17 protein-coding genes and 1 pseudogene are annotated in these 18,439 nt (G+C 71.8%); 11 read left to right on the top strand and 7 right to left on the bottom strand.

Annotated features, from left to right (window positions below; translation table 11 throughout):
- The first annotated feature begins 90 nt into the window (after positions 1 to 90).
- The 4 genes from AB0C36_RS20490 (at position 91) to AB0C36_RS20475 (ending at position 4,528) form a co-directional block, all read left to right on the top strand.
- Entirely contained in the window at positions 91 to 885 is a 795-nt protein-coding gene (locus tag AB0C36_RS20490; protein WP_358355977.1) for a metallophosphoesterase family protein, read from the top strand.
- Positions 882 to 3,425 carry a DEAD/DEAH box helicase gene (locus AB0C36_RS20485; protein ID WP_435839084.1) on the top strand — a complete coding sequence of 848 codons (2,544 nt, stop codon included), beginning with the start codon at positions 882 to 884 and terminating at the stop codon, positions 3,423 to 3,425. The genes AB0C36_RS20490 and AB0C36_RS20485 overlap by 4 nt, the downstream gene beginning before the upstream one ends.
- Positions 3,426 to 3,647: 222 nt before the next feature.
- A complete protein-coding gene (locus tag AB0C36_RS20480) occupies positions 3,648 to 3,890 on the top strand; it encodes a chaplin (RefSeq protein WP_358355974.1) in 243 nt (80 codons plus the stop codon).
- A gap of 152 nt (positions 3,891 to 4,042) precedes the next feature.
- Positions 4,043 to 4,528 carry a hypothetical protein gene (locus tag AB0C36_RS20475; RefSeq protein WP_435839082.1) on the top strand — a complete coding sequence of 162 codons (486 nt, stop codon included), beginning with the start codon at positions 4,043 to 4,045 and terminating at the stop codon, positions 4,526 to 4,528.
- Here AB0C36_RS20475 and AB0C36_RS20470 read toward each other — a convergent pair.
- On the bottom strand, positions 4,508 to 5,440 hold the full coding sequence (locus tag AB0C36_RS20470; protein WP_358355973.1) for a slipin family protein: 933 nt from the start codon (positions 5,438 to 5,440) through the stop codon (positions 4,508 to 4,510). The genes AB0C36_RS20475 and AB0C36_RS20470 overlap by 21 nt on opposite strands.
- A gap of 266 nt (positions 5,441 to 5,706) precedes the next feature.
- Positions 5,707 to 6,687, bottom strand: coding sequence for a terpene synthase family protein (locus tag AB0C36_RS20465; RefSeq protein ID WP_358355971.1), 981 nt, complete (start codon positions 6,685 to 6,687; stop codon positions 5,707 to 5,709).
- 436 nt (positions 6,688 to 7,123) lie between these two features.
- On the opposite strand from AB0C36_RS20465, the gene AB0C36_RS20460 reads away from it, so the two are divergent.
- The 4 genes from AB0C36_RS20460 (at position 7,124) to AB0C36_RS20445 (ending at position 11,990) form a co-directional block, all read left to right on the top strand.
- The gene (locus tag AB0C36_RS20460; RefSeq protein ID WP_358355969.1) at positions 7,124 to 8,923 is read left to right on the top strand and encodes a GMC oxidoreductase; all 1,800 of its coding nucleotides are present in this window, start codon (positions 7,124 to 7,126) and stop codon (positions 8,921 to 8,923) included.
- A gap of 126 nt (positions 8,924 to 9,049) precedes the next feature.
- On the top strand, positions 9,050 to 10,807 hold the full coding sequence (gene lnt / locus AB0C36_RS20455) for an apolipoprotein N-acyltransferase (protein WP_358355968.1): 1,758 nt from the start codon (positions 9,050 to 9,052) through the stop codon (positions 10,805 to 10,807).
- Positions 10,722 to 11,081: a Cys-every-fifth RiPP peptide CefA gene (locus AB0C36_RS20450; RefSeq protein WP_358356037.1), complete on the top strand. Its 360-nt coding sequence runs from the start codon at positions 10,722 to 10,724 to the stop codon at positions 11,079 to 11,081. Before lnt ends, AB0C36_RS20450 begins: the two co-directional genes overlap by 86 nt.
- A gap of 144 nt (positions 11,082 to 11,225) precedes the next feature.
- Positions 11,226 to 11,990: a S1 family peptidase gene (locus tag AB0C36_RS20445; RefSeq protein WP_358355967.1), complete on the top strand. Its 765-nt coding sequence runs from the start codon at positions 11,226 to 11,228 to the stop codon at positions 11,988 to 11,990.
- A 24-nt stretch (positions 11,991 to 12,014) separates the two neighbouring features.
- Here AB0C36_RS20445 and AB0C36_RS20440 read toward each other — a convergent pair whose 3' ends face one another.
- From AB0C36_RS20440 to AB0C36_RS20425, 4 genes are all read right to left on the bottom strand, one after another.
- On the bottom strand, positions 12,015 to 13,343 hold the full coding sequence (locus tag AB0C36_RS20440; RefSeq protein ID WP_358355965.1) for an RNA polymerase sigma factor: 1,329 nt from the start codon (positions 13,341 to 13,343) through the stop codon (positions 12,015 to 12,017).
- Entirely contained in the window at positions 13,340 to 13,675 is a 336-nt protein-coding gene (locus AB0C36_RS20435; RefSeq protein WP_358355963.1) for a YciI family protein, read from the bottom strand. The genes AB0C36_RS20440 and AB0C36_RS20435 overlap by 4 nt, the downstream gene beginning before the upstream one ends.
- A gap of 63 nt (positions 13,676 to 13,738) precedes the next feature.
- Positions 13,739 to 14,365: a dihydrofolate reductase family protein gene (locus AB0C36_RS20430; protein WP_358355961.1), complete on the bottom strand. Its 627-nt coding sequence runs from the start codon at positions 14,363 to 14,365 to the stop codon at positions 13,739 to 13,741.
- Positions 14,366 to 14,466: 101 nt separating this feature from the next.
- Entirely contained in the window at positions 14,467 to 15,798 is a 1,332-nt protein-coding gene (locus AB0C36_RS20425) for a PP2C family protein-serine/threonine phosphatase (protein WP_358355959.1), read from the bottom strand.
- A gap of 287 nt (positions 15,799 to 16,085) precedes the next feature.
- On the opposite strand from AB0C36_RS20425, the gene AB0C36_RS20420 reads away from it, so the two are divergent.
- The gene (locus tag AB0C36_RS20420; protein WP_358355957.1) at positions 16,086 to 16,436 is read left to right on the top strand and encodes a DoxX family protein; all 351 of its coding nucleotides are present in this window, start codon (positions 16,086 to 16,088) and stop codon (positions 16,434 to 16,436) included.
- A gap of 44 nt (positions 16,437 to 16,480) precedes the next feature.
- Here the strand turns inward: AB0C36_RS20420 and AB0C36_RS20415 are convergent, their stop codons facing one another.
- Entirely contained in the window at positions 16,481 to 17,125 is a 645-nt protein-coding gene (locus tag AB0C36_RS20415) for a VOC family protein (protein WP_358355955.1), read from the bottom strand.
- Between the two features lie 246 nt (positions 17,126 to 17,371).
- Here AB0C36_RS20415 and AB0C36_RS20410 point away from each other — a divergent pair, with 246 nt between their 5' ends.
- Positions 17,372 to 17,743 carry a DUF485 domain-containing protein gene (locus AB0C36_RS20410; protein WP_358355953.1) on the top strand — a complete coding sequence of 124 codons (372 nt, stop codon included), beginning with the start codon at positions 17,372 to 17,374 and terminating at the stop codon, positions 17,741 to 17,743.
- A 73-nt stretch (positions 17,744 to 17,816) separates the two neighbouring features.
- Positions 17,817 to 18,350 (top strand): annotated as a pseudogene (locus AB0C36_RS20405) (solute symporter family protein); the annotation flags it as partial.
- Between the last annotated feature and the right edge of the window lie 89 nt (positions 18,351 to 18,439).

Raw genomic sequence — 18,439 nt, 5'->3', positions numbered from 1 at the left:
CATCCCGACGGGTCGGGCCGGCCCGCGTACCGGCGTTTTGGCAAGATCCACTCGGGCGCCCGCGGGAGGCTACGCCGTACCTTTGGAGACATGCGCGTTCTCAATGGGAAAGTGGAGCCGGTCACCCAGGTCAGATACCGGCGGGCCCGCCGCGGCGGCGGAACCGAGACCGCGCTGCTCGCCGTCGAGGCATTGCGCGTCGACTCCCTGCCCGAGGGCGTCGACGCGGTCGTGCTGACCGGAGACCTCCAGGGGATCGCGCCGTCGCCGTACGGCGGCGAGGACGTCCTGCTCGGCATCGCGCTCGCCGACCACATGGCCGTGTGGGCCGCCGCGGGCCTGCTGCCCGCCGCGGACCGCGTCGGCGTCGTCCTCGCGGGCGACCTCTACTCCGCGCCGCGCGCCAACCGGCGCGGCGCGTCCGGCGAAGTCGCCGATGTCTGGCTGGCCTTCGCCGCCGCCGGCTGCGCGTGGATCGTCGGCGTCGCGGGCAACCACGACCTCGTCACCGCCGAGGAGGTCGCCGGGCTCGGCGGCGTCGCGGCGCTGCTCGACGGCGACGTGGTGGAGTACGGCGGTGTGCGCTTCGGCGGGGTCAGCGGCGTGATCGGCGACCCCCGCCGCACCGACCGCCGCGCCGAGGAGGAGTTTCTGGCCGCGCTCGACAAGGTCGCCCGGGCCGCGCCGGACGTCCTGGTGCTGCACGAGGGGCCGCCCGGCGCGCGCCGCGAGCAGCACGGCAACCCCGTCATCGGCGAGCGGCTCCTCGACGCGGGCACGACCCTGACGGTGTGCGGCCACCTGCACTGGGACCGCCCGCTCGCCCGGCTCGGCGCCGGGCACGTGGTCAACGTCGACGACCGGGTGGTTGTTCTGACCCGCTGACCCACGCCGGGCCCGCGAGCAGGCAGGATGGTGGGGTGAACCTCATCGACCGGCTCCCCTCCGACACAGACCCCGACAGCCTCTTCGAGGCCTTCTCCGCCTGGACGGAGGAGCGCGGGATCAGCCTGTACCCGGCGCAGGAGGAAGCCCTCATCGAGGTCGTCTCCGGTGCGAACGTCATCCTGAGCACCCCCACCGGGTCCGGCAAGTCGATGGTCGCGCTCGGCGCGCACTACTACGCCCTCGCGCGCGGCAGGCGCACCTTCTACACCGCGCCCATCAAGGCCCTGGTGTCGGAGAAGTTCTTCGACCTGGTCAAGGCGTTCGGCACCTCCAACGTCGGCATGATGACCGGCGACGCCAGCGTCAACGCCACCGCGCCGATCATCTGCTGCACCGCCGAGGTGCTGGCCCAGATCGCGCTGCGCGACGGCGAGGACGCCGACGTCGGCCAGGTCGTCATGGACGAGTTCCACTTCTACGCCGAGCCCGACCGGGGCTGGGCCTGGCAGATCCCCATCATCGAGCTGCCGCACGCGCAGTTCGTACTGATGTCGGCGACCCTCGGCGACGTCGCGCGCTTCGAGGAGGACCTGACGCGCCGCACCGGCCGCCCGACCGCGGTGGTGCGGTCCGCGGTGCGCCCGGTGCCGCTCACGTATCAGTACGTCACCACGCCCATCCACGAGACCCTCGAAGAGCTGATGCGGGTCGGCCAGGCCCCTGTGTACGTCGTGCACTTCACGCAGGCCGCCGCCGTCGAGCGCGCCGCCTCGCTCATGAGCATCAATCTGGCCACCAAGGAGGAGAAGAAGCAGATCGCCGACCTGATCGGCCACTTCCGCTTCACCACCAAGTTCGGCCGCAACCTGGAGCGCTGGGTCAAGCACGGCATCGGCGTGCACCACGCCGGCATGCTGCCCAAGTACCGGCGCCTCGTGGAACGGCTGGCACAGGCCGGGCTGCTGAAGGTCATCTGCGGCACCGACACGCTCGGCGTCGGCGTGAACGTCCCGATCCGCACGGTGCTGTTCACCGCGCTGTCCAAGTACGACGGCGTGCGCGTGCGCCGCCTGCGGGCCCGGGAGTTCCACCAGATCGCCGGCCGGGCCGGGCGCGCCGGGTTCGACACCGTCGGGCACGTCGTCGTCCAGGCGCCCGAGCACGAGATCGAGAACCTGCGCGCGCTCGCCAAGGCCGGGGACGACCCGAAGAAGCGCCGCAAGGTCGTGCGCAAGAAGGCCCCCGAGGGCTTCGTGTCGTGGAGCGGCGATACGTTCGACCGCCTGCAGACCGCCGAGCCCGAGCCGCTCACCTCGCGGTTCAAGGTCAGCCACGCCATGCTCCTGTCGGTCATCGGGCGCCCGGGCGACGCGTTCCGCGCGATGCGCCGGCTGCTCACCGACAACCACGAGGACAAGTCCGCGCAGCGGCGGCACATCCGCGACGCGATCGCGATCTACCGGTCGCTGCTGGACGGCGGGATCGTCGAGCGGATGGAGGCCCCGGACGCCGAGGGCCGCGTCGTGCGCCTCACCGTCGACCTCCAGGACAACTTCGCGCTCAACCAGCCGCTGTCCACGTTCGCGCTGGCGGCCTTCGAGCTGCTGGACCGCGAGTCGCCCTCGTACGCGCTCGACCTCGTCTCGGTCGTCGAGGCCACCCTCGACGACCCGCGCCAGATCCTCGCCGCCCAGCAGAACAAGGCGCGCGGCGAGGCGGTCGCGCAGATGAAGGCGGACGGCATCGAGTACGAGGAGCGCATGGAGCTGATCCAGGACATCACGTACGACCGGCCGCTGGAGGACCTCCTCGACCACGCCTACGAGGTCTACCGCACCGGCCACCCCTGGGTCGGCGACCACGAGCTGAGCCCGAAGTCGATCGTCCGCACGATGTACGAACAGGCCATGACGTTCGTGGAGTTCACGAACTTCTACGAGCTGGCCCGGGCCGAGGGCATCGTGCTGCGCTACCTCGCGAGCGCGTACAAGGCCCTGCAGCAGACCGTTCCCGACGACCTGAAGACCGACGACCTGCTCGACCTGATCGAGTGGCTGGGCGAGATCGTGCGGCAGGTGGACTCCAGCCTGCTCGACGAGTGGGAGCAACTGGCCAACCCGGACGCGGTGGCACAGGGTCCGGACGTCCTGGACGAGAAGACCCGTCCGGTCACCTCCAACGCCCGCGCGTTCCGCGTGCTGGTCCGCAACGCGCTGTTCCGCCGGGTGGAACTGGCCGCGCTGCGCAAGTACTTCGACCTCGGCGAGCTGGACGCGGAGTCCGGCTGGAACGCCGACCGCTGGGCCGAGGCCATGGGCGGCTACTACGCCGAGCACGACGAGCTGGGCACCGGCCCGGACGCGCGCGGGCCCAAGATGCTGCTGGTCGAGGAGGAGGAGTGGAGCTGGCGCGTGCGCCAGATCTTCGACGACCCCGAGCGGGACCACGACTGGGGCATCAGCGCGGAGGTCGACCTCGCCGCGTCCGACGCCGAGGGCCGCGCGGTCGTCCGGGTGACCGGCGTCGACCGCTTCTGAGCCGCGCGGGCGGCTTTCCCCGGCGCACGCGCTGGGCCACATGGCCGCGCCCCCGGGTCCCCCGGGGGTGTTGGGCCGTTCGGGGGAAAGATGCCCGAAATAGCCCATATTTTCATCACTCTCCGTGAATCACCCGTATGCGGGTTGCCACCGCCGGGGCGGCGGCCCGACCGTGGTTCTGGACCGCCGTACGGCGGTCTTCGACTGTCATAGGGAGATCATGTGACCAGCTGGATCAAGAAGACGGCCGTGACCATCGCCGCGGCCGGTGCGGTTCTGGCGCTGGGTGCGGGCGGCGCGCAGGCGGACTCGTGGGCGAACGGTGTCGCCGTGGGCTCGCCGGGCGTGCTGTCCGGCAACGTGATCCAGGTGCCGATCCACGTCCCGATCAACGTGTGCGGCAACAGCGTCAACGTCATCGGCGCGCTGAACCCGGCCTTCGGGAACTTCTGCTACAACGGCTGACACCTCGGGTCGCCATGACCCGAAACCCGACGGCCCCCGCGTGATTCTTCCGTGGACGCGGGGGCCGTCGCACGTCCCGAACACCCGTGGCCGCGCCCGGATGTGCGCCGCGGGCTCCGACGCTCGCCGCCCGCGTGCGGCACGATGGCCCCATGGAAGACGCCATGACCGCCTCCGCCCCGTACTCCCGGCACCGCGCGCACGGCGCCTCGAACCGCTGCTGCGCGGGCTCCGGCCGTGCGGACTGCCGCTCCACCTCGAAGTGGTCCGTCGGGTCGGACCGTTCGGTGCTCTCCCTGTGGTCGCGCGGCTCGGTGCTGTCGATCGCCTCGGAGGGATCGGTGCTGTCCATCGGCTCGATCGGCTCGGCCGGTTCGGTGGCCTCCGTCGGTTCCGCACTGTCCGCGCTGTCGATCGGCTCGTGGCTCAGCGTCGGCTCGGCCCTGTCGGCGCAGTCGCGCTGGTCGATCATGTCGTGGCGCTCCTCGGGCGGCCGGATGGACACGAACGCCTCGGGGCCGCGCTGCCACCCGGCGCGGACCGCGGCCACCGCGCTGCTGGTGGCGGGAGCGATCGCGGGCGCGCTGGCGACGGTACGCCCGGGCCGGCGCGCGGGCTCAGGCCGGTCCGTCGGCTGACGTACCGCCGGTGCCGGTGCCGGTCCCGCTGGCGGTGCCCGGTTCCGTGCCTCCGGCGGACGTACCGCCGGACCCGGCGCCGTCGAGAGGCCGTTTGTCCGCCGCGGCCTCCATCGCGTCGGCGATCCGCGACGCCACCCCGCGCCGGGACGCCAGGTCGTCGGCCGCGTTGTCGAGGTACCTCAGCAGTTCGACCGGGAACGGCAGGATCAGCGTCGAGTTCTTCTCCGCCGACACCTCCACCATCGTCTGCAGCAGCCGCAGTTGCAGCGCGCTCGGCGACTTCGACATCGCGTCGGCCGCGAGCGCCAGCTTCTCGGACGCCTGGAGCTCGCCGTCCGCGGTGATGATGCGCGACCGCCGCTCGCGCTCGGCCTCGGCCTGCCGCGACATCGACCGCTTCATCGACTCGGGCAGCGCCACGTCCTTCAGCTCGACCCGGTCGATCTCGATGCCCCACCCGACGGCGGGGGAGTCGAGCATCAGCGCCAGGCCCTGGTTGAGCGGCTCGCGGTTGGTCAGCAGGTCGTCCAGGTCGCTCTTGCCGATGATGGAGCGCAGCGAGGTCTGCGCGACCTGCGACATCGCGTACGTGTAGTCCTGCACCTCGACGATCGCGCGCACCGGGTCGCGGACCTTGAAGTAGACGACCGCGTCGACCCGGACCGTGACGTTGTCGCGCGTGATGCCCTCCTGGGCGGGGACCGGCATCGTCACGATCTGCACGTTGACCTTGTGCACCCGGTCGAAGACCGGAACGACCATGGTGAAGCCCGGCGGTCGCGTCTCCGGCTGCACCCGGCCGAGCCGGAAGACCACGCCACGCTCGTACTGCTGGATGACCCTCGCGCCGCGCGCGGCCGTGAACAGCGCGACGAGGCCCACGATGAGGACGACGAGCAGGACGGCCATGGCAGGCTCCGATGCTCCGCGGCGATATCCCGATGCGGCTGTACGCCACTCCCAGGGTAGGACCGCGTTTCCCGGACATCCACGGTCACCGCCCCGGGAGATGCGCCCGATCGGTGGCGCCGACCCGCCGGTGGCACCGACCCGTTCGCAGGCCCTGACCCGGACGGCGACACCGACCCGCCGGCGGCGCCTGCGAACGCCGCCGGAGCGGGCCCTCGACCGGCTGTACGAGGACCTGCTCCGGCACGGGGTGGCCAACGTTCCGGTCAGCCGGCCTGAGGCAGCGCCTCAAAATTCTCCAAGTAGGGGGCAGGGCCGGTCATCTGAGTCGTGTCGGCGACCGTGTACCTGCCGCTGTCGAGGCCCCACTCGTAGTTGCCCCGGATCCAGTCGCCGGTGCCCACGACGCTGAGTTCAACGGATTTCCTCTCCTCGTCGGTGAGTTGCAGTTCGTCGCACATGTCCGGGATCCGTGCGTGCAGTTCGACGACCTCGTCGAGCAGCCCGTACGTCATCCGGATCGCCTCGTCGAGCGCCGCCGACCGCGAGCAGCCCAGGTGCCGCTTCAGCACGGTGACCAGGTTGTGCCGGTCGCCGCGGGACTCCTCGCGGTCGAGCGAGTGCACGTCGTTCATGTATGCGATGCAGTCCGTGGTCGCGTGCCGCAGCCGGCGCATGACCGGGTGGGCCTGCGCCTGCGGCGGTACCTCGAACCCGCCTATCCGCTCGACCGCGTCCAGCGAGTGCTGGAGCCCCACGGTGTGCTGGCGCAGCGCCGTGTAGCCCGCCAGGTCCATGACCTCGCCGTGCGCCGCCAAGTGGATCTCGCACACGGCGGCGGCCATGAACCGGGCCCAGTTGCTCGCGAACCGGTTCTGCCAGGTCTCCGACATCCCGGCGCACATCTGCGGCCAGATCTCGACCCACGCCAGGGTCACCGGGCAGACGATGTCCGGCGCCGTCCCGACCGGCCGGAACGGGATCGCGATCATCTCGCGCGCGACCGCCGACACCTGCGACGGGCGGTCGCCCGAGGCGTCGAACTGGTCGTCGAAGAGGAAGGCGAAGCCGAACCAGTTGATCAGCATCTCGAGGTCGTCGCCGACCGCGTTCGGATACGTCCGGGCAGCCGCCTGGGCGAGGTCCCAGGACGCGTACTCGCGCAGGCCCGCCTCGCCCCGCACGAGCCCGTGCTCCCACGTCCAGTCGAGGTTGCGCAGCCGGGCCCGGTCAAGATCCGGGCTCACCCGCGAGGCGAAAGGGATCGTAAAGTGAACAGATTGCGGCATTTATTTTCTCCGTCCCGACTCAGCCGGTGACACGTTGCCCCGGCTCCCACCCGAGCCGCCGAACCATGGATTCCACGGCCCGCATCACCATCTACCCCTGGCCGAAAGCCACCCGCAAGGTTCTTATGCCGGTGAATTACCGAGGGTGTCCCCACTGTGACCTGATCGGCAATTCGGCGGCAAATATGGGCAGTTGCGACCCGCAAGTTGGACGCATTTGGATCGCATGACCCGGATTCAGCCGTGGCAGGCCCGCACCGGGCACCGCGGGCCAGGTCCCCGGACACCTCCACGGACGCGCGCCGCATCGGGTTCAGACGGCCCCCGGGAGCATCCGCCGGCCGGGTTCGGGCGGGGTCTTCCCCCGCGGGTTACCGGAAAGTAATGTGCCGCCATGACGAGCGAGCAGTGCACCGTTCCGGACAGTTCGCGAGCCTCGGCGGCCAAATCAGCGGGCGCTTCGGCCGGGCGGCACCGACCGCGCCACCACTACGACGTCCTCGTGATCGGGTCCGGCTTCGGCGGGTCGGTGACCGCGCTGCGCCTCACCGAGAAGGGCTACCGCGTCGGCGTCATGGAGGCCGGCCGCCGGTTCACCGACGCCGAGCTGCCCAGGACCTCGTGGCAGCTGCGCGACTACCTGTGGGCGCCCCGGCTGGGCCTGTACGGCATCCAGCGCGTCCACGTGCTCAAGGACGTCGTCGTCCTGGCCGGCGCCGGCGTCGGCGGCGGTTCGCTCAACTACGCCAACACGCTGTACCAGCCGCCCGCCCCGTTCTTCGCGGACCCGCAGTGGGGCCACATCACCGACTGGCAGGCCGAGCTGGAGCCGTTCTACCGGCAGGCGCGCAGAATGCTGGGCGTCGTGGTCAACCCGTACACCACGCCCGCCGACGAGCACATGAAGGCGGTCGCGGAGGAGATGGGCGTGGGCGACAGCTTCCACCTCGCCCCGGTCGGCGTGCTGTTCCCGCGCGACGGCGAGCGGCCCGGGCAGCGGGTCGCCGACCCGTACTTCGGCGGCGCGGGACCGGAGCGCACCACCTGCACCCAGTGCGGCTCGTGCATGACCGGCTGCCGGGTCGGCGCCAAGAACTCGCTGCTGAAGAACTACCTGTACCTCGCCGAGCAGGCCGGCGCCGAGGTACACGCCGAGCGCACGGTGCGCCGCGTACGGCCGCTCGCGGGCGGCGGCTACGCCGTCGAGACCGTGCCGACCCGCGCCGCCACCCCGCGCGAGGCCCGCCGCGAAATGCGCACCTGGACCGCCGAGCACGTCGTCTTCGCGGCCGGCACGCTCGGCACCCAGCGCCTGCTGCACCGCATGGTCGCCGAGGGCACGCTGCCCCGGCTGTCGCGGCGCCTCGGCGAGCTGACCCGCACGAACTCCGAGGCCCTGCTCGGCGCGGCAGCTTTCGAGACCGGCGTCGTGGACGCGTCGGTCGGCGTGGCCATCACCTCGTCGTGGCACCCGGACGCGAACACCCACATCGAACCCGTGCGCTACGGCAAGGGCTCCAACGCGATGGGCCTGATGCAGACCCTGCTCACCGACGGCGACCGGCCGCGCCTGCGCCAGCTGTTCGGGCAACTCGCCCGGAACCCGGGCAAGATCCGCATGCTGAGCGTGCGCAACTGGTCGGAGCGCACGATCATCGCGCTGGTCATGCAGTCTCTCGACAACTCCTTGACGGTCTACCGCAAGCGCGGGCTGTTCGGCCGCACCCGCATCACCACCCGGCAGGGACACGGCGACCCCAACCCCACCTGGATCCCGGCGGGCCACCGGGCCGTGGAGATCCTCGCCGAACGCCTGGGCGGTCAGGCGGGCGGCACGGTCGGCGACCTGTTCAACGTGCCCATGACCGCGCACATGCTCGGCGGCTGCGTGATCGGCGACTCCCCGCAGACCGGTGTGGTCGACCCGTACCACCGGCTGTACGGCCACCCCGGCCTCCACGTCGTCGACGGCGCCGCGGTGTCCGCGAACCTCGGCGTGAATCCGTCGCTGACCATCACCGCCCAGGCCGAGCGCGCGATGGCCCTGTGGCCCAACAAGGGGGATGCGGACGGCCGCCCGCCCCTGGGCCGGGGATATCGCCGCATTCCGTACGTCGCCCCGCGCACCCCGGCTGTCCCGTCCGAAGCCCCGGCCGCACTGCGCCTGCCGGTGGTCAAGGCCGACCACCGGTAGCGCCCGACCTGCCCGCCCGCCCGGCGTCGGATGTCGCCACCTGCGGAAAATCCCGGGAGCGCGGCCCGCGCCGCGCGGTCGCGGGGACACTGGAGGGGTCGTACGACGGTGTGGTGAGATACCCGGATGAGGAGCAAGGGAGTCAGCGCGGGCGGTGCCGTCGGCGCGGCCGCGGATGACGCGGCGGGCGAGCCGGCGGCCGAGCCGGTGAGCGGCGCGCCCGAGGCTTCCGTACCGCCGGCGCCCGAAGGCGTCGCGGCGCCGCCCTTCGTCCCCGGCCGCTGGGGGGCCGTGCTCGCGGTGCTCGGCGGCGTGCTGCTGTTCGCCGGGTTCGAGCCCGTCGACTTCTGGCCCCTCGCGTTCGTCGGTCCAGCGCTGCTGATCGTGGCCCTCAAGGGCCGCCGCCCCCGGACCGCGTTCTGGTACGGCTTCATCTTCGCCGTCGCCCTCTTCGCACCCCTCGTGCTGTGGCTGAGCAACCTCGGCTGGCTGCCCTGGGCCGCCCTCACGCTGGCCGAGTCGGCGCTGTTCGGCCTGCTCGCCATGCCCGTGCCCGCATTGCTGCGGCGGCGCGCCTGGCCGGTGTGGATCGCCGCGTGGTGGATCGCCGTCGAGGCGATCCGCGGCCGCGAACCCCTCGGCGGATTCCCCTGGGGGCGCCTCGCCTTCAGCCAGGCCGACTCGCCGGCCCTCGGCTGGGTGACCGTGGCCGGCGCGCCCGGCCTCAGCCTCGTCGTGGTGCTGGTGCCGGTCGCCCTCGCGTGGCTGGTGCTCGCCGGCCCGGGCCGCCGCCGCCCGGCCGTCGCCGGCCTCGTCGGATCGCTCGCCCTGGTCGGCATGGGACCGCTGCTGCTGCCGGAGCCGACCGGCGGCGGCCAGACCGTCACGGTGGCCGCCGTGCAGGGCAACGTGCCGCGCGCCCGCAATCTCGAAGAGCAGACGCGCGTCCGCAACGTCACCGAGAACCACGTCAAGGCCACCCACCAACTCGCCGAGGACATCCGCGCGGGCCGGGTGCCGAAGCCGGACCTGGTCATGTGGCCCGAGAACGCGACCGACGACGACCCGCGCGTCGACCCGTACCTCGGGGCGCTCGTCGACGAGGCGGTCAACGACGTGGGCGTGCCGGTGCTGGTCGGCGCGATCCTGGACGGCGGGCCGGAGGGACGGCCGTACAACGCCGGCCTGATGTGGCGGCCGCGCACCGACCCGCAGCCCGGGCCCGGCGAGTGGTACGCCAAGCGCCACCTCGTGCCCTTCGGCGAGTACATCCCCATGCGCGACGTGCTGGGCGGCCTCGGCGACCTCCAGCTGATCCCGCGCGACTTCGAACCGGGCCAGGACAAGCCGGTGCTGTTCCGCACCGGGCCGATCGTGCTCGCGGACACCATCTGCTACGAGGTCGGCTACGACGGCAACGTGCGCAGCACGGTGACGCCCGGCGCGAACCTGATGGTCGTGCAGACCAACAACGCGACGTACGAGCGCGGCATCAGCTTCGGGCAGAGCGAGCAGCAGCTCGACATGGCCCGCATCCGCGCGGTCGAGCACGACCGCGCCACCGTCGTCGTCTCGACGGTCGGCATCAGCGCGGTCGTCGCACCGGACGGATCGGTCCTGTCGCGGACCGACCTGTGGGAACCGGGCGTGCTGGTCGAGACCGTCCCGCTGCGGGACGGTACGACCCTGGCCGACCGCGTCGGCTACTGGCCTGAACTGGCGATCTGCCTGCTCGCCGCGTTCGGAGTGCTGAGCGGCGTCGACTGGCCGCGCGCCGCGTCCCGCCTCCGCCGCCGGGCTGGCGGGACCGAGGAGCGGACGCCCTCGGCGCCGGACCCGTCGCCCGCGCAGCGCCCGCCGGGCACGTCGGGCACCACGGCCTGAGCACGGGCACGGGACCGTCGCCCGCCCTGCGCGCCGCGGCATCGCTCGGCTGTGGAGTCTCGCGTCTGGGTCTCGCGCTTGTGGGTCTCGTGCCTGTGGGTCTCGTGCCTGTGGGTCTCGTGCCTGTGGGTCTCATGCCTGTGGGTCTCATGCCTGTAGGTCTCATGCCTGTCGGTCTCGTGTCCGCAGGTCTCGTGTTCCTGTCCCGAACCCTCGTGACCCCCGACCTCCCTCCCCGGAACCTCCCATCCCCCCTTGCCCGTTGGATGGGTAGGGGGCCTGCGATCACCGTTTTTCCCGACTCGTGTTCACCCCACCGGTGAATTTCTGCGAACCCGCGCCTGATTCGCGCGTCCGAGCGGCCCGCCTCACGCGTAGCACGGGTATCGGCACACCACCCGTACGCAGAGGAGCCTCCATGCCCCGTACCCGCCGCACGCCGTTCGCGCTCGCGTTCGGCCTCGCGCTCGCCCTGGTCGGAGCCCTTGCTCCGACCGCGAGCGCCGTCCGCAACGGCACCGACACCCCGGTCGGCCGTACCCCCTACGTCGTCGCGCTGGTCACCGCCGACGGGGAACTCCTCTGCGGCGGAACCCTCGTGGCCCCGAACAAGGTCCTCACCGCGGCGCACTGCGTCACCGCGGTCGACGACCCGACGGCCATCCGCGTGGTGGCGGGCCGCACCGACTACACCGGCACCGGCGGGCAGGAGCGGCGCGTGACACGGGCGCGTGTGCACCCGCAGTTCGAGCAGGGCACCCTCACGTACGACGCCGCCGTCCTGGTCCTCAACCGCCCGCTCCCGTACGCCACCGCGCCCATCGCCGGCGCCCGCGACAACGCGCTCTACAAGACGGGCAACAAGGCCACCGCGTACGGCTGGGGCCAACGCGACGGCGGCGAGCCCACCACACGTCTCCAGCGCACCACGCTCGTCCTCGGCAAGATCGCCGCCTGCGAGCCCTACACGTTCCCCGGGGACACCGCCGCGACCAAGGTGTGCGGCCTCCCGCCCGCGAACAACCCAGGCACGAGCATCTGCCGCGGCGACTCCGGCGGCCCGCTGATCGAGAAGGGCAAGCTCGTGGGCATCGTGTCGTCCGGCAACAAGTACTGCGGCGCCGAACAGCCCCTCTCGGTGTTCACGCGCGCGAGTGCGGTGCGCAAGGGTCTGGGACTGTAAGGCCCCTCTCGTGAATCCCCGGCGTCATCCGGCGGCCGGGTCGCGGAGTTCCGCCAAGCGTGCGCGGAGCAACGCGCGTTCGGCGTCGTTGCCGGAAAGGGCGATCGCCGATTCGAGGGCCTCCGCGGCGGCTCTGAGGTCGCCGGACCGGCGCAGCAGCTCGGCCTTGACGGCGGGCAGGTAGTGGTACGCGGCGAGACGGCCGTCCTGTTCGAGCCGTGCGATCTCCTCGAGTGCGGGTGCGTGGCCGTCGACTTCGGCGACGGCCACCGCCCGGTTGAGTGCGACCACCGGCGACGGCCAGATGGCGAGCAGCGCGTCGTAGACGGCGAGGATCTGCGGCCAATCGGTCTCGTCGTACGTCGGTGCCGCGGCGTGGAGCGTCGCGATGGCCGCCTGCAGGGTGAAGCGATCGGCCGGACCGGCGCGCAGGGCGGCGTCGACCAGGCGCTCGGCGTCTGCGATGGCCGTGCGGTCCCAGAGCGAGCGGTCCTGCTCGGCAAGGGTCGACGGGCGTCCGTCCGGTGCCGTGCGCGTTGCGCGTCGCGCATGGTTGGCGAGGACGAGCGCCAGCAGGCCGGACGCCTCGGGCTCGTGCGGCAGGGACGCGTGCAGCATCCGGGCGAGATCGAGGGCGCGCTGCGCCGGTTCGTCGGCGAGCAGTTCGGGCCCGCTGGGCGCGGCATGGCCTGCCGTGGAGAGCAGATGTACGACGGTCAGCACGACGTCCAGCCGTTCCGGCAGTTCACCGGGGCTCGGCAGGCGGAAGGCCACGCGCTCGGCCCGGAGCTTCTTCTTCGCGCGGGTGATCCGCGCCGCCAGCGTGGGTTCGGGCACGAGCAGCATTCGGGCGATGTCCCCGGTGGGCACTCCGCACACGAGCCGCAGCGTGAGCGCGACCTGCCCCTCACGGGGGAGCACCGGGTGGCAGCACAGGAAGATCAGCCGCAGTCGGTCGTCCAAGAGTGCCCGGGCACCGGGCAGCGCACCGGAGTTCACCGCACCGAGCTTCCCCGCGTCGAAGTCCAAGACGTCGGAGTCCAAGGCGTCGGAACTCAAGGCCTCCGGGTCCGGCGCATCGGTCTCACCTTCGACCAGGAGGGGGAGCTTGGCCTCGAGGGCCCTGGCGCGGCGCAGGGCGTCGATGGCGTTGTGCCGGGCCGCGACGGTCAGCCACGCCCCCGGCCGGTCCGGTACGCCGTCGCGTGCCCACGATTCGAGCGCGGCGGCGTACGCGTCCTGCACGCATTCCTCGGCCAGGTCGAGGTCGCGGGTGACGCGCACCGTCGCGGCGAGCAGGATGGCCCACTCGCGACGGTGTGCGTCGGCGATCGCCTCGCGTACCGGGGTCATGGCCCCATGAGCGGCCACACCTCGACGGCGCCGTCCATGATGGGGAGCAGCTTGGCGACGGCCAGGGCCTGGTCGAGGTCGGCGGCGTCGACGACGAAGAACCCGGCGATGACCTCTTTGCTCTCGAGGAACGGGCCGTCGGTGACCATCCCGCCCTTGTGGACGGTGCGCGCGGTCCGGCTCGGCTGCATGCCGTGCTCGTGCACGACCCGCACGCCCATGGCGGCGATCTTCTCGCCCGCCGCGAGGTTGGCCTCCATGACCTCGGGAGGGATGTCGGCGACGCCTCCGGGCGTCTCCTTCTCATAGATGAGCACTGCGAAGTTCGGCATGGGCTGATCCGTTTCTGCACATCGCGCCCGCGGGGTGCGCGGCCGCTGCCGTCGAGGCGCCGGTCACCAGTTCCCGGTCTCGGGTCCCAGGAGGCCGTGGGTGAGCGCACCGTCGCGAACGTAGGAGCTGATGACGACACCGGTCTCCGACACCGTCGAGCCGGTGATCTTGAAGGCGCCGGGTGTCGTCCCGGTGCCGAACAGACGCTTGCCCGATCCGACCAGCACGGGAAACGTCAGCAGGTGGAACTCGTCCACGAGGTCCTGGGCAAGCAGGGTCTGGACCAGGTCGCCGCTGCCGTGCACCTGGATCTCGCCGCCCTCCTCCTGCCTCAGTTTCCGCACCGCGTCCGCGACGTCGCCGTCCAGGAGCGTGGAATTGCGCCAGGACAACTCGGGCGACGTCCGCGACGCGACGTACTTGGGCACCGCGTTCAGCCGCGCACCGATCGGGTCGTCCGCGGTGGTCAACGGCCACGCGGCGGCGAACATGTCGTACGTCTTCCGGCCCAGGAGCAGCGCGCCCATGCGGGCGGCTCCCTCGGCCATCAGGCCCATCATCGCCGCGTCGAAGAACGGCACGGCCCAGCCTCCCTGGGTGAAACCGCCCTCCCGGTCCTCGTCGGGGCCGCCGGGGCCCTGCACGACGCCGTCCAGCGACACGAACGCCATCACCATGAGCTTGCGCATGGCCGTACCTCCACGGGTGTTGTCCTGGGCTCCGGTCGGCGCCCTCGTCCAGGACGGCGAACGGGATCGCCGAAATCGACAACCGCGGCGGAAAAATCCGATCACAGTCCCAACACGACGAGGGCGATGTCGTCGGTGGCGCTGTCGGACGGGACGAGGTCGGCGAGGACGGCATCGGCCAACTGCTCGGGGGCCAGGTCGCGATGGAGGGTGAGGGCGTCCGCCAGTCGGGTCAGACCGACGTCGATGTCTTCCCCGCGTCGCTCGACGAGGCCGTCCGTGTACAACGTCAGAATCGAGCCCTCGCGGTACGGGTGCTTCGCCTGCGGAGACCTCCCGTGCTCGGCCCGGACGCCGAGCGGCGGGTCCGTGGCCCGGTCCAGGTACGCCACCGTGCCGTCCGGGCCGACCAGTACGGGCGGAAGGTGCCCCGCACTGCTGTAGTCGAGAACGCGTCGGACGGGGTCGATGAGCACCACCGCGGCGGTCGCGGACTCGGCGCCCGGTACGGAGGCGGCGTGCAGCCCGAGTGCCGTCAGCGCGTGCGCGGGCCCCCGGGCGATGCGCACCGCGGCCGTGAGCGCGCTGCGCAGCTGGCCCATGACGGCGGCCGCGCGCAGCCCGTGCCCCACCACGTCGCCGACCGCGACGGCGGTACGGCCGTCGGGCAGGTCGACCAGGTCGTACCAGTCGCCGCAGACGTTGAGCGCACCCAGCGCGGGCCTGTACCGCACGGCGGCGGCGTGCCGTCCGGCGCGATGCACCGGCGTGGGCAGCATGGCGTCCTGCAGGACGAGCGCCACCTCGCGCTCGCGCGCGTGCGCCTTGCGCAGGCGATTGTTGACCTCTTGCAGTTCCCGGGCCCGCGTGTAGACCTCGGCCTGCAGGAACCGGGCTTGGTCGTCGCCGCTCCCGGCCTGGGCGCGCAGGAGCTCGGTCACTTCCTCGACACGGTGCAGCACCCAGCGCAGCCGGCCGTCGGAGTCGAAGACCGGGGTGTTCAGGATGCTCCAGTACCGCTCGTCCCACGTACCGGGTCGGCTCGGCCGCTGGGTGTCGTAACGCTGCACGGCCATGGCGTCGCGCTGTGCGGTGGTCGCCACCCGGCGCAGCGACGCCTTCAGGTTGCGGGTGCCGGTGGCCGTCTGGTCGTTCGGGTTGTCGGGGAACACATCGAAGATGTAGCGGCCCAGCAACTGATCGCGGCTGCGTTGCGCGAGACGCAGATAGGCGGGGTTGGCCTCGATGTACACCAGATCGGGGGTGAGGAGCGCCACCCCGGCGGGCAGTGCCTCGAAGACGGCCTCGAAGTCCACGAGGGAACGCGGCGCCTGCGCCTCCGCGCGGGCCGGATCGCGGGCGGTCGTGCCCGTGGTGCTGTCAGGGGTGCTGTCCGCGGGCCTGTCAGACGGACGGTGCACTGGTGCGCTCATGCCCCACCACCTGTAGGTGAAGCCCCCGAGCCGGTGTCTTGGTCCCTACCGTACGCGCGCCCCCTCGCGGCCGGCACGGATCGAAGCGGATCCGGCCGACGGCGGTGCCGGTACCGGCGCCCGTTCCTGCGCCTGCTCCCGCTTCTGCACCCGCTGCTGCTTCCGCACCTGCCCCCACTCCCGCGTCGGGTCACCCCGCCCCGACCCTGGCGTCCCCCGCATCGGAGCGGCAAAGTGGATATGGCCCGCTAAAACCATGCGAGTCCCCACCTCGTGGGAGGCGCGTCGTGTTCGTGGCCACCGTCATCGTTTCGTGTGTGCTCGCCGCCGTGGTCGCGCTCTCGGCGGGATTCAAACTCACCCACAACCAGGAGATCGTGCAGCAGTACGCCCGGCTCGGCGTCCCCGAGGACCGGCTCGACCAGCTCGCGGTCCTGCTCCTCGCGGGCGCGGGCGGGCTGCTCGTGGGCCTTGCCTGGTGGCCGATGGGGGCCGCGGCGGCCGCGGGCCTGGCGGTCTACTTCCTCGGCGCCGTCGCGGTGCACGTACGGGCGGGCGTACTGCGGACCATCGGCACGCCGCTCCTCGTCGAGGCACTTGCGGTCGCGGCCCTCGTCCTGCGGCTCGGCACGCGCTGAGGCGTGCCGAACCCAGTCGATCGACACAGGCTCGCCGCAGGTGGTCAGTCGATCCGGACCGTGCCGTCGTCCGTCTCGAAGTACACCGCGGTGAGGCCCGCGTCGTCGTCCTCGCCGGGCGGGCTCCAGTCGACGTCCACGTCGTCGAGCGGGTGGTTCTCCGGTTCGCCGAGCCAGCCGGAGACCGTCGACGGGGTGCCGGCGATCGCCAGCCTGCGGATGCGTACTGCCGTGCGCACGTCGGCGGACGGGTGCTGCGCCATGTCGAGCCACTGGATGATGTACGGCAGCTGCGGGTCGTCCATCAGATCCAGGACGCCGATCTGACGCCACTTCAGGTCGTACCGGTCCGGGCGCACCCGGTGCCCGTCCACAGCCGGGCGCCCGAGGCGCTCCTCGACCGGCGCGATGTCGTCGACGCGCGCGACCCAGCCGAGCCAGCCGCCGCCCAGCTCCGCGCGGCGCTTGACCGCGCGGCCGAAGGGCGCCGCGTCGGTCGCGGGGTGGTCGAGCGTCGTGACCACCTCCATGTACATGCCGCCCGCCAGGGGCAGGACGAAGTTGCGTGTTCCGAAACGCGGATGCACGCCGCCGTCCTGGAACGGCGCGCCGAGCATCGAGCCGAGCCGCCCGACGGTCGAGACGAACTCGCCGGGGGAGACGGCGTAGGAGACGTGGTCGAGTCGCATGCCGCGGCTCCTTCCCTGGTCGGAGAGGGCCAACCGTCCGGCCGGGCGGTTCCCACGAAGGGGTGACGCGCCGGAACGTCAGCCGTACGGCGGCTTCCGAAGGGCCCGGGTGCCGCCGTTCAATGCGTGTTTATCGCCGCCCGCAGTCGTTGGGCTGTCTGGCTGAGCACAGCCGCATTCCTCCGTTTGTCTCCGGGAGTACCCCTTCATGATGACCCCTGCCCGCACGTCTTCGGCGGGGTGCCGATGACGCCCCCGACCACGACTGCCGGGACCACCGCCGGCCCGGCTCCCGGCGCCGCGCCGACGGAGAGCACGCTGCACGACGACCCCCGGTTCCGCGAACTCAAGCGGCGGTTCCGCCGGTTCGCGTTCCCGGTCACCACGGTCTTCCTCGGCTGGTACCTGCTGTACGTGCTGCTGTGCGCGTACGCCCGCGACTTCATGGCGCACAAGATCTCCGGCAACATCAACGTCGCCCTCGTGTTCGGACTCGGCCAGTTCGCCGCGACGTTCCTGACCGCCTGGATCTACTCCCGGTACGCGGACCGCCGCCTCGACCCGCTGTCCGCCGAACTGCGCGCAACCGCGGCCGAGCGTGCCGGGGTGGCGGCATGAGCGAGCGGAGCGAGCGAGTCAATAAGGGGATGCGTTTCGCGAATGCGGCCGCCGAGCGCAGCGAGGTGGCGGCATGAGTGATCACAAGACGCTGACGGTCGCGCTGTTCACCGTCTTCATCGTCGCGACACTCGCCATCACCGTCGTCGCCGGCCGCCGCACCCGCAGCGCGGCCGACTTCTACGCGGGCGGCCGGTCATTCTCCCCGCTCCAGAACGGCGTCGCGATCGGCGGGGACTACATGTCCGCCGCGTCGTTCCTCGGCATCGCGGGCATCCTCGCGCTGTCCGGCTACGACGGATTCCTCTACTCCATCGGCTTCCTGGTGGCGTGGATCGTCGCGCTGCTCCTGGTCGCCGAACCGCTGCGCAACAGCGGGCGGTTCACCATGGCCGACGCCATCTCGGAGCGCCTCCGCTCGCCGCAGGTCCGGGTCGCGGCGGGGATCTCCACCATCGTGGTGTCGATCTTCTACCTGCTCGCCCAGATGGTCGGGGCGGCGTCGGTGATCTCGCTGCTGCTGGGGGTGTCCTCGGACGCCTCGCGGATCTGGACGATCGTCGCGGTGGGCGCGCTGATGATCTTCTACGTCACGGTGGGCGGCATGACGCCGGACTTCTGCAGGTAGCGGGCGTTGAGCGCGACACCGCTGACCGCGGCCGGCATGACCAGCTTCACGAACGACCCGGCGAGCTG

The organism is Streptodolium elevatio (genome assembly GCF_040649515.1).
GTDB classification, from domain to species: Bacteria; Actinomycetota; Actinomycetes; order Streptomycetales; family Streptomycetaceae; genus Yinghuangia; species Yinghuangia elevatio.
The sequence above is the reverse complement of the archived record's forward strand: the minus strand, read 5'-3'. Positions and strand labels throughout refer to the sequence as shown.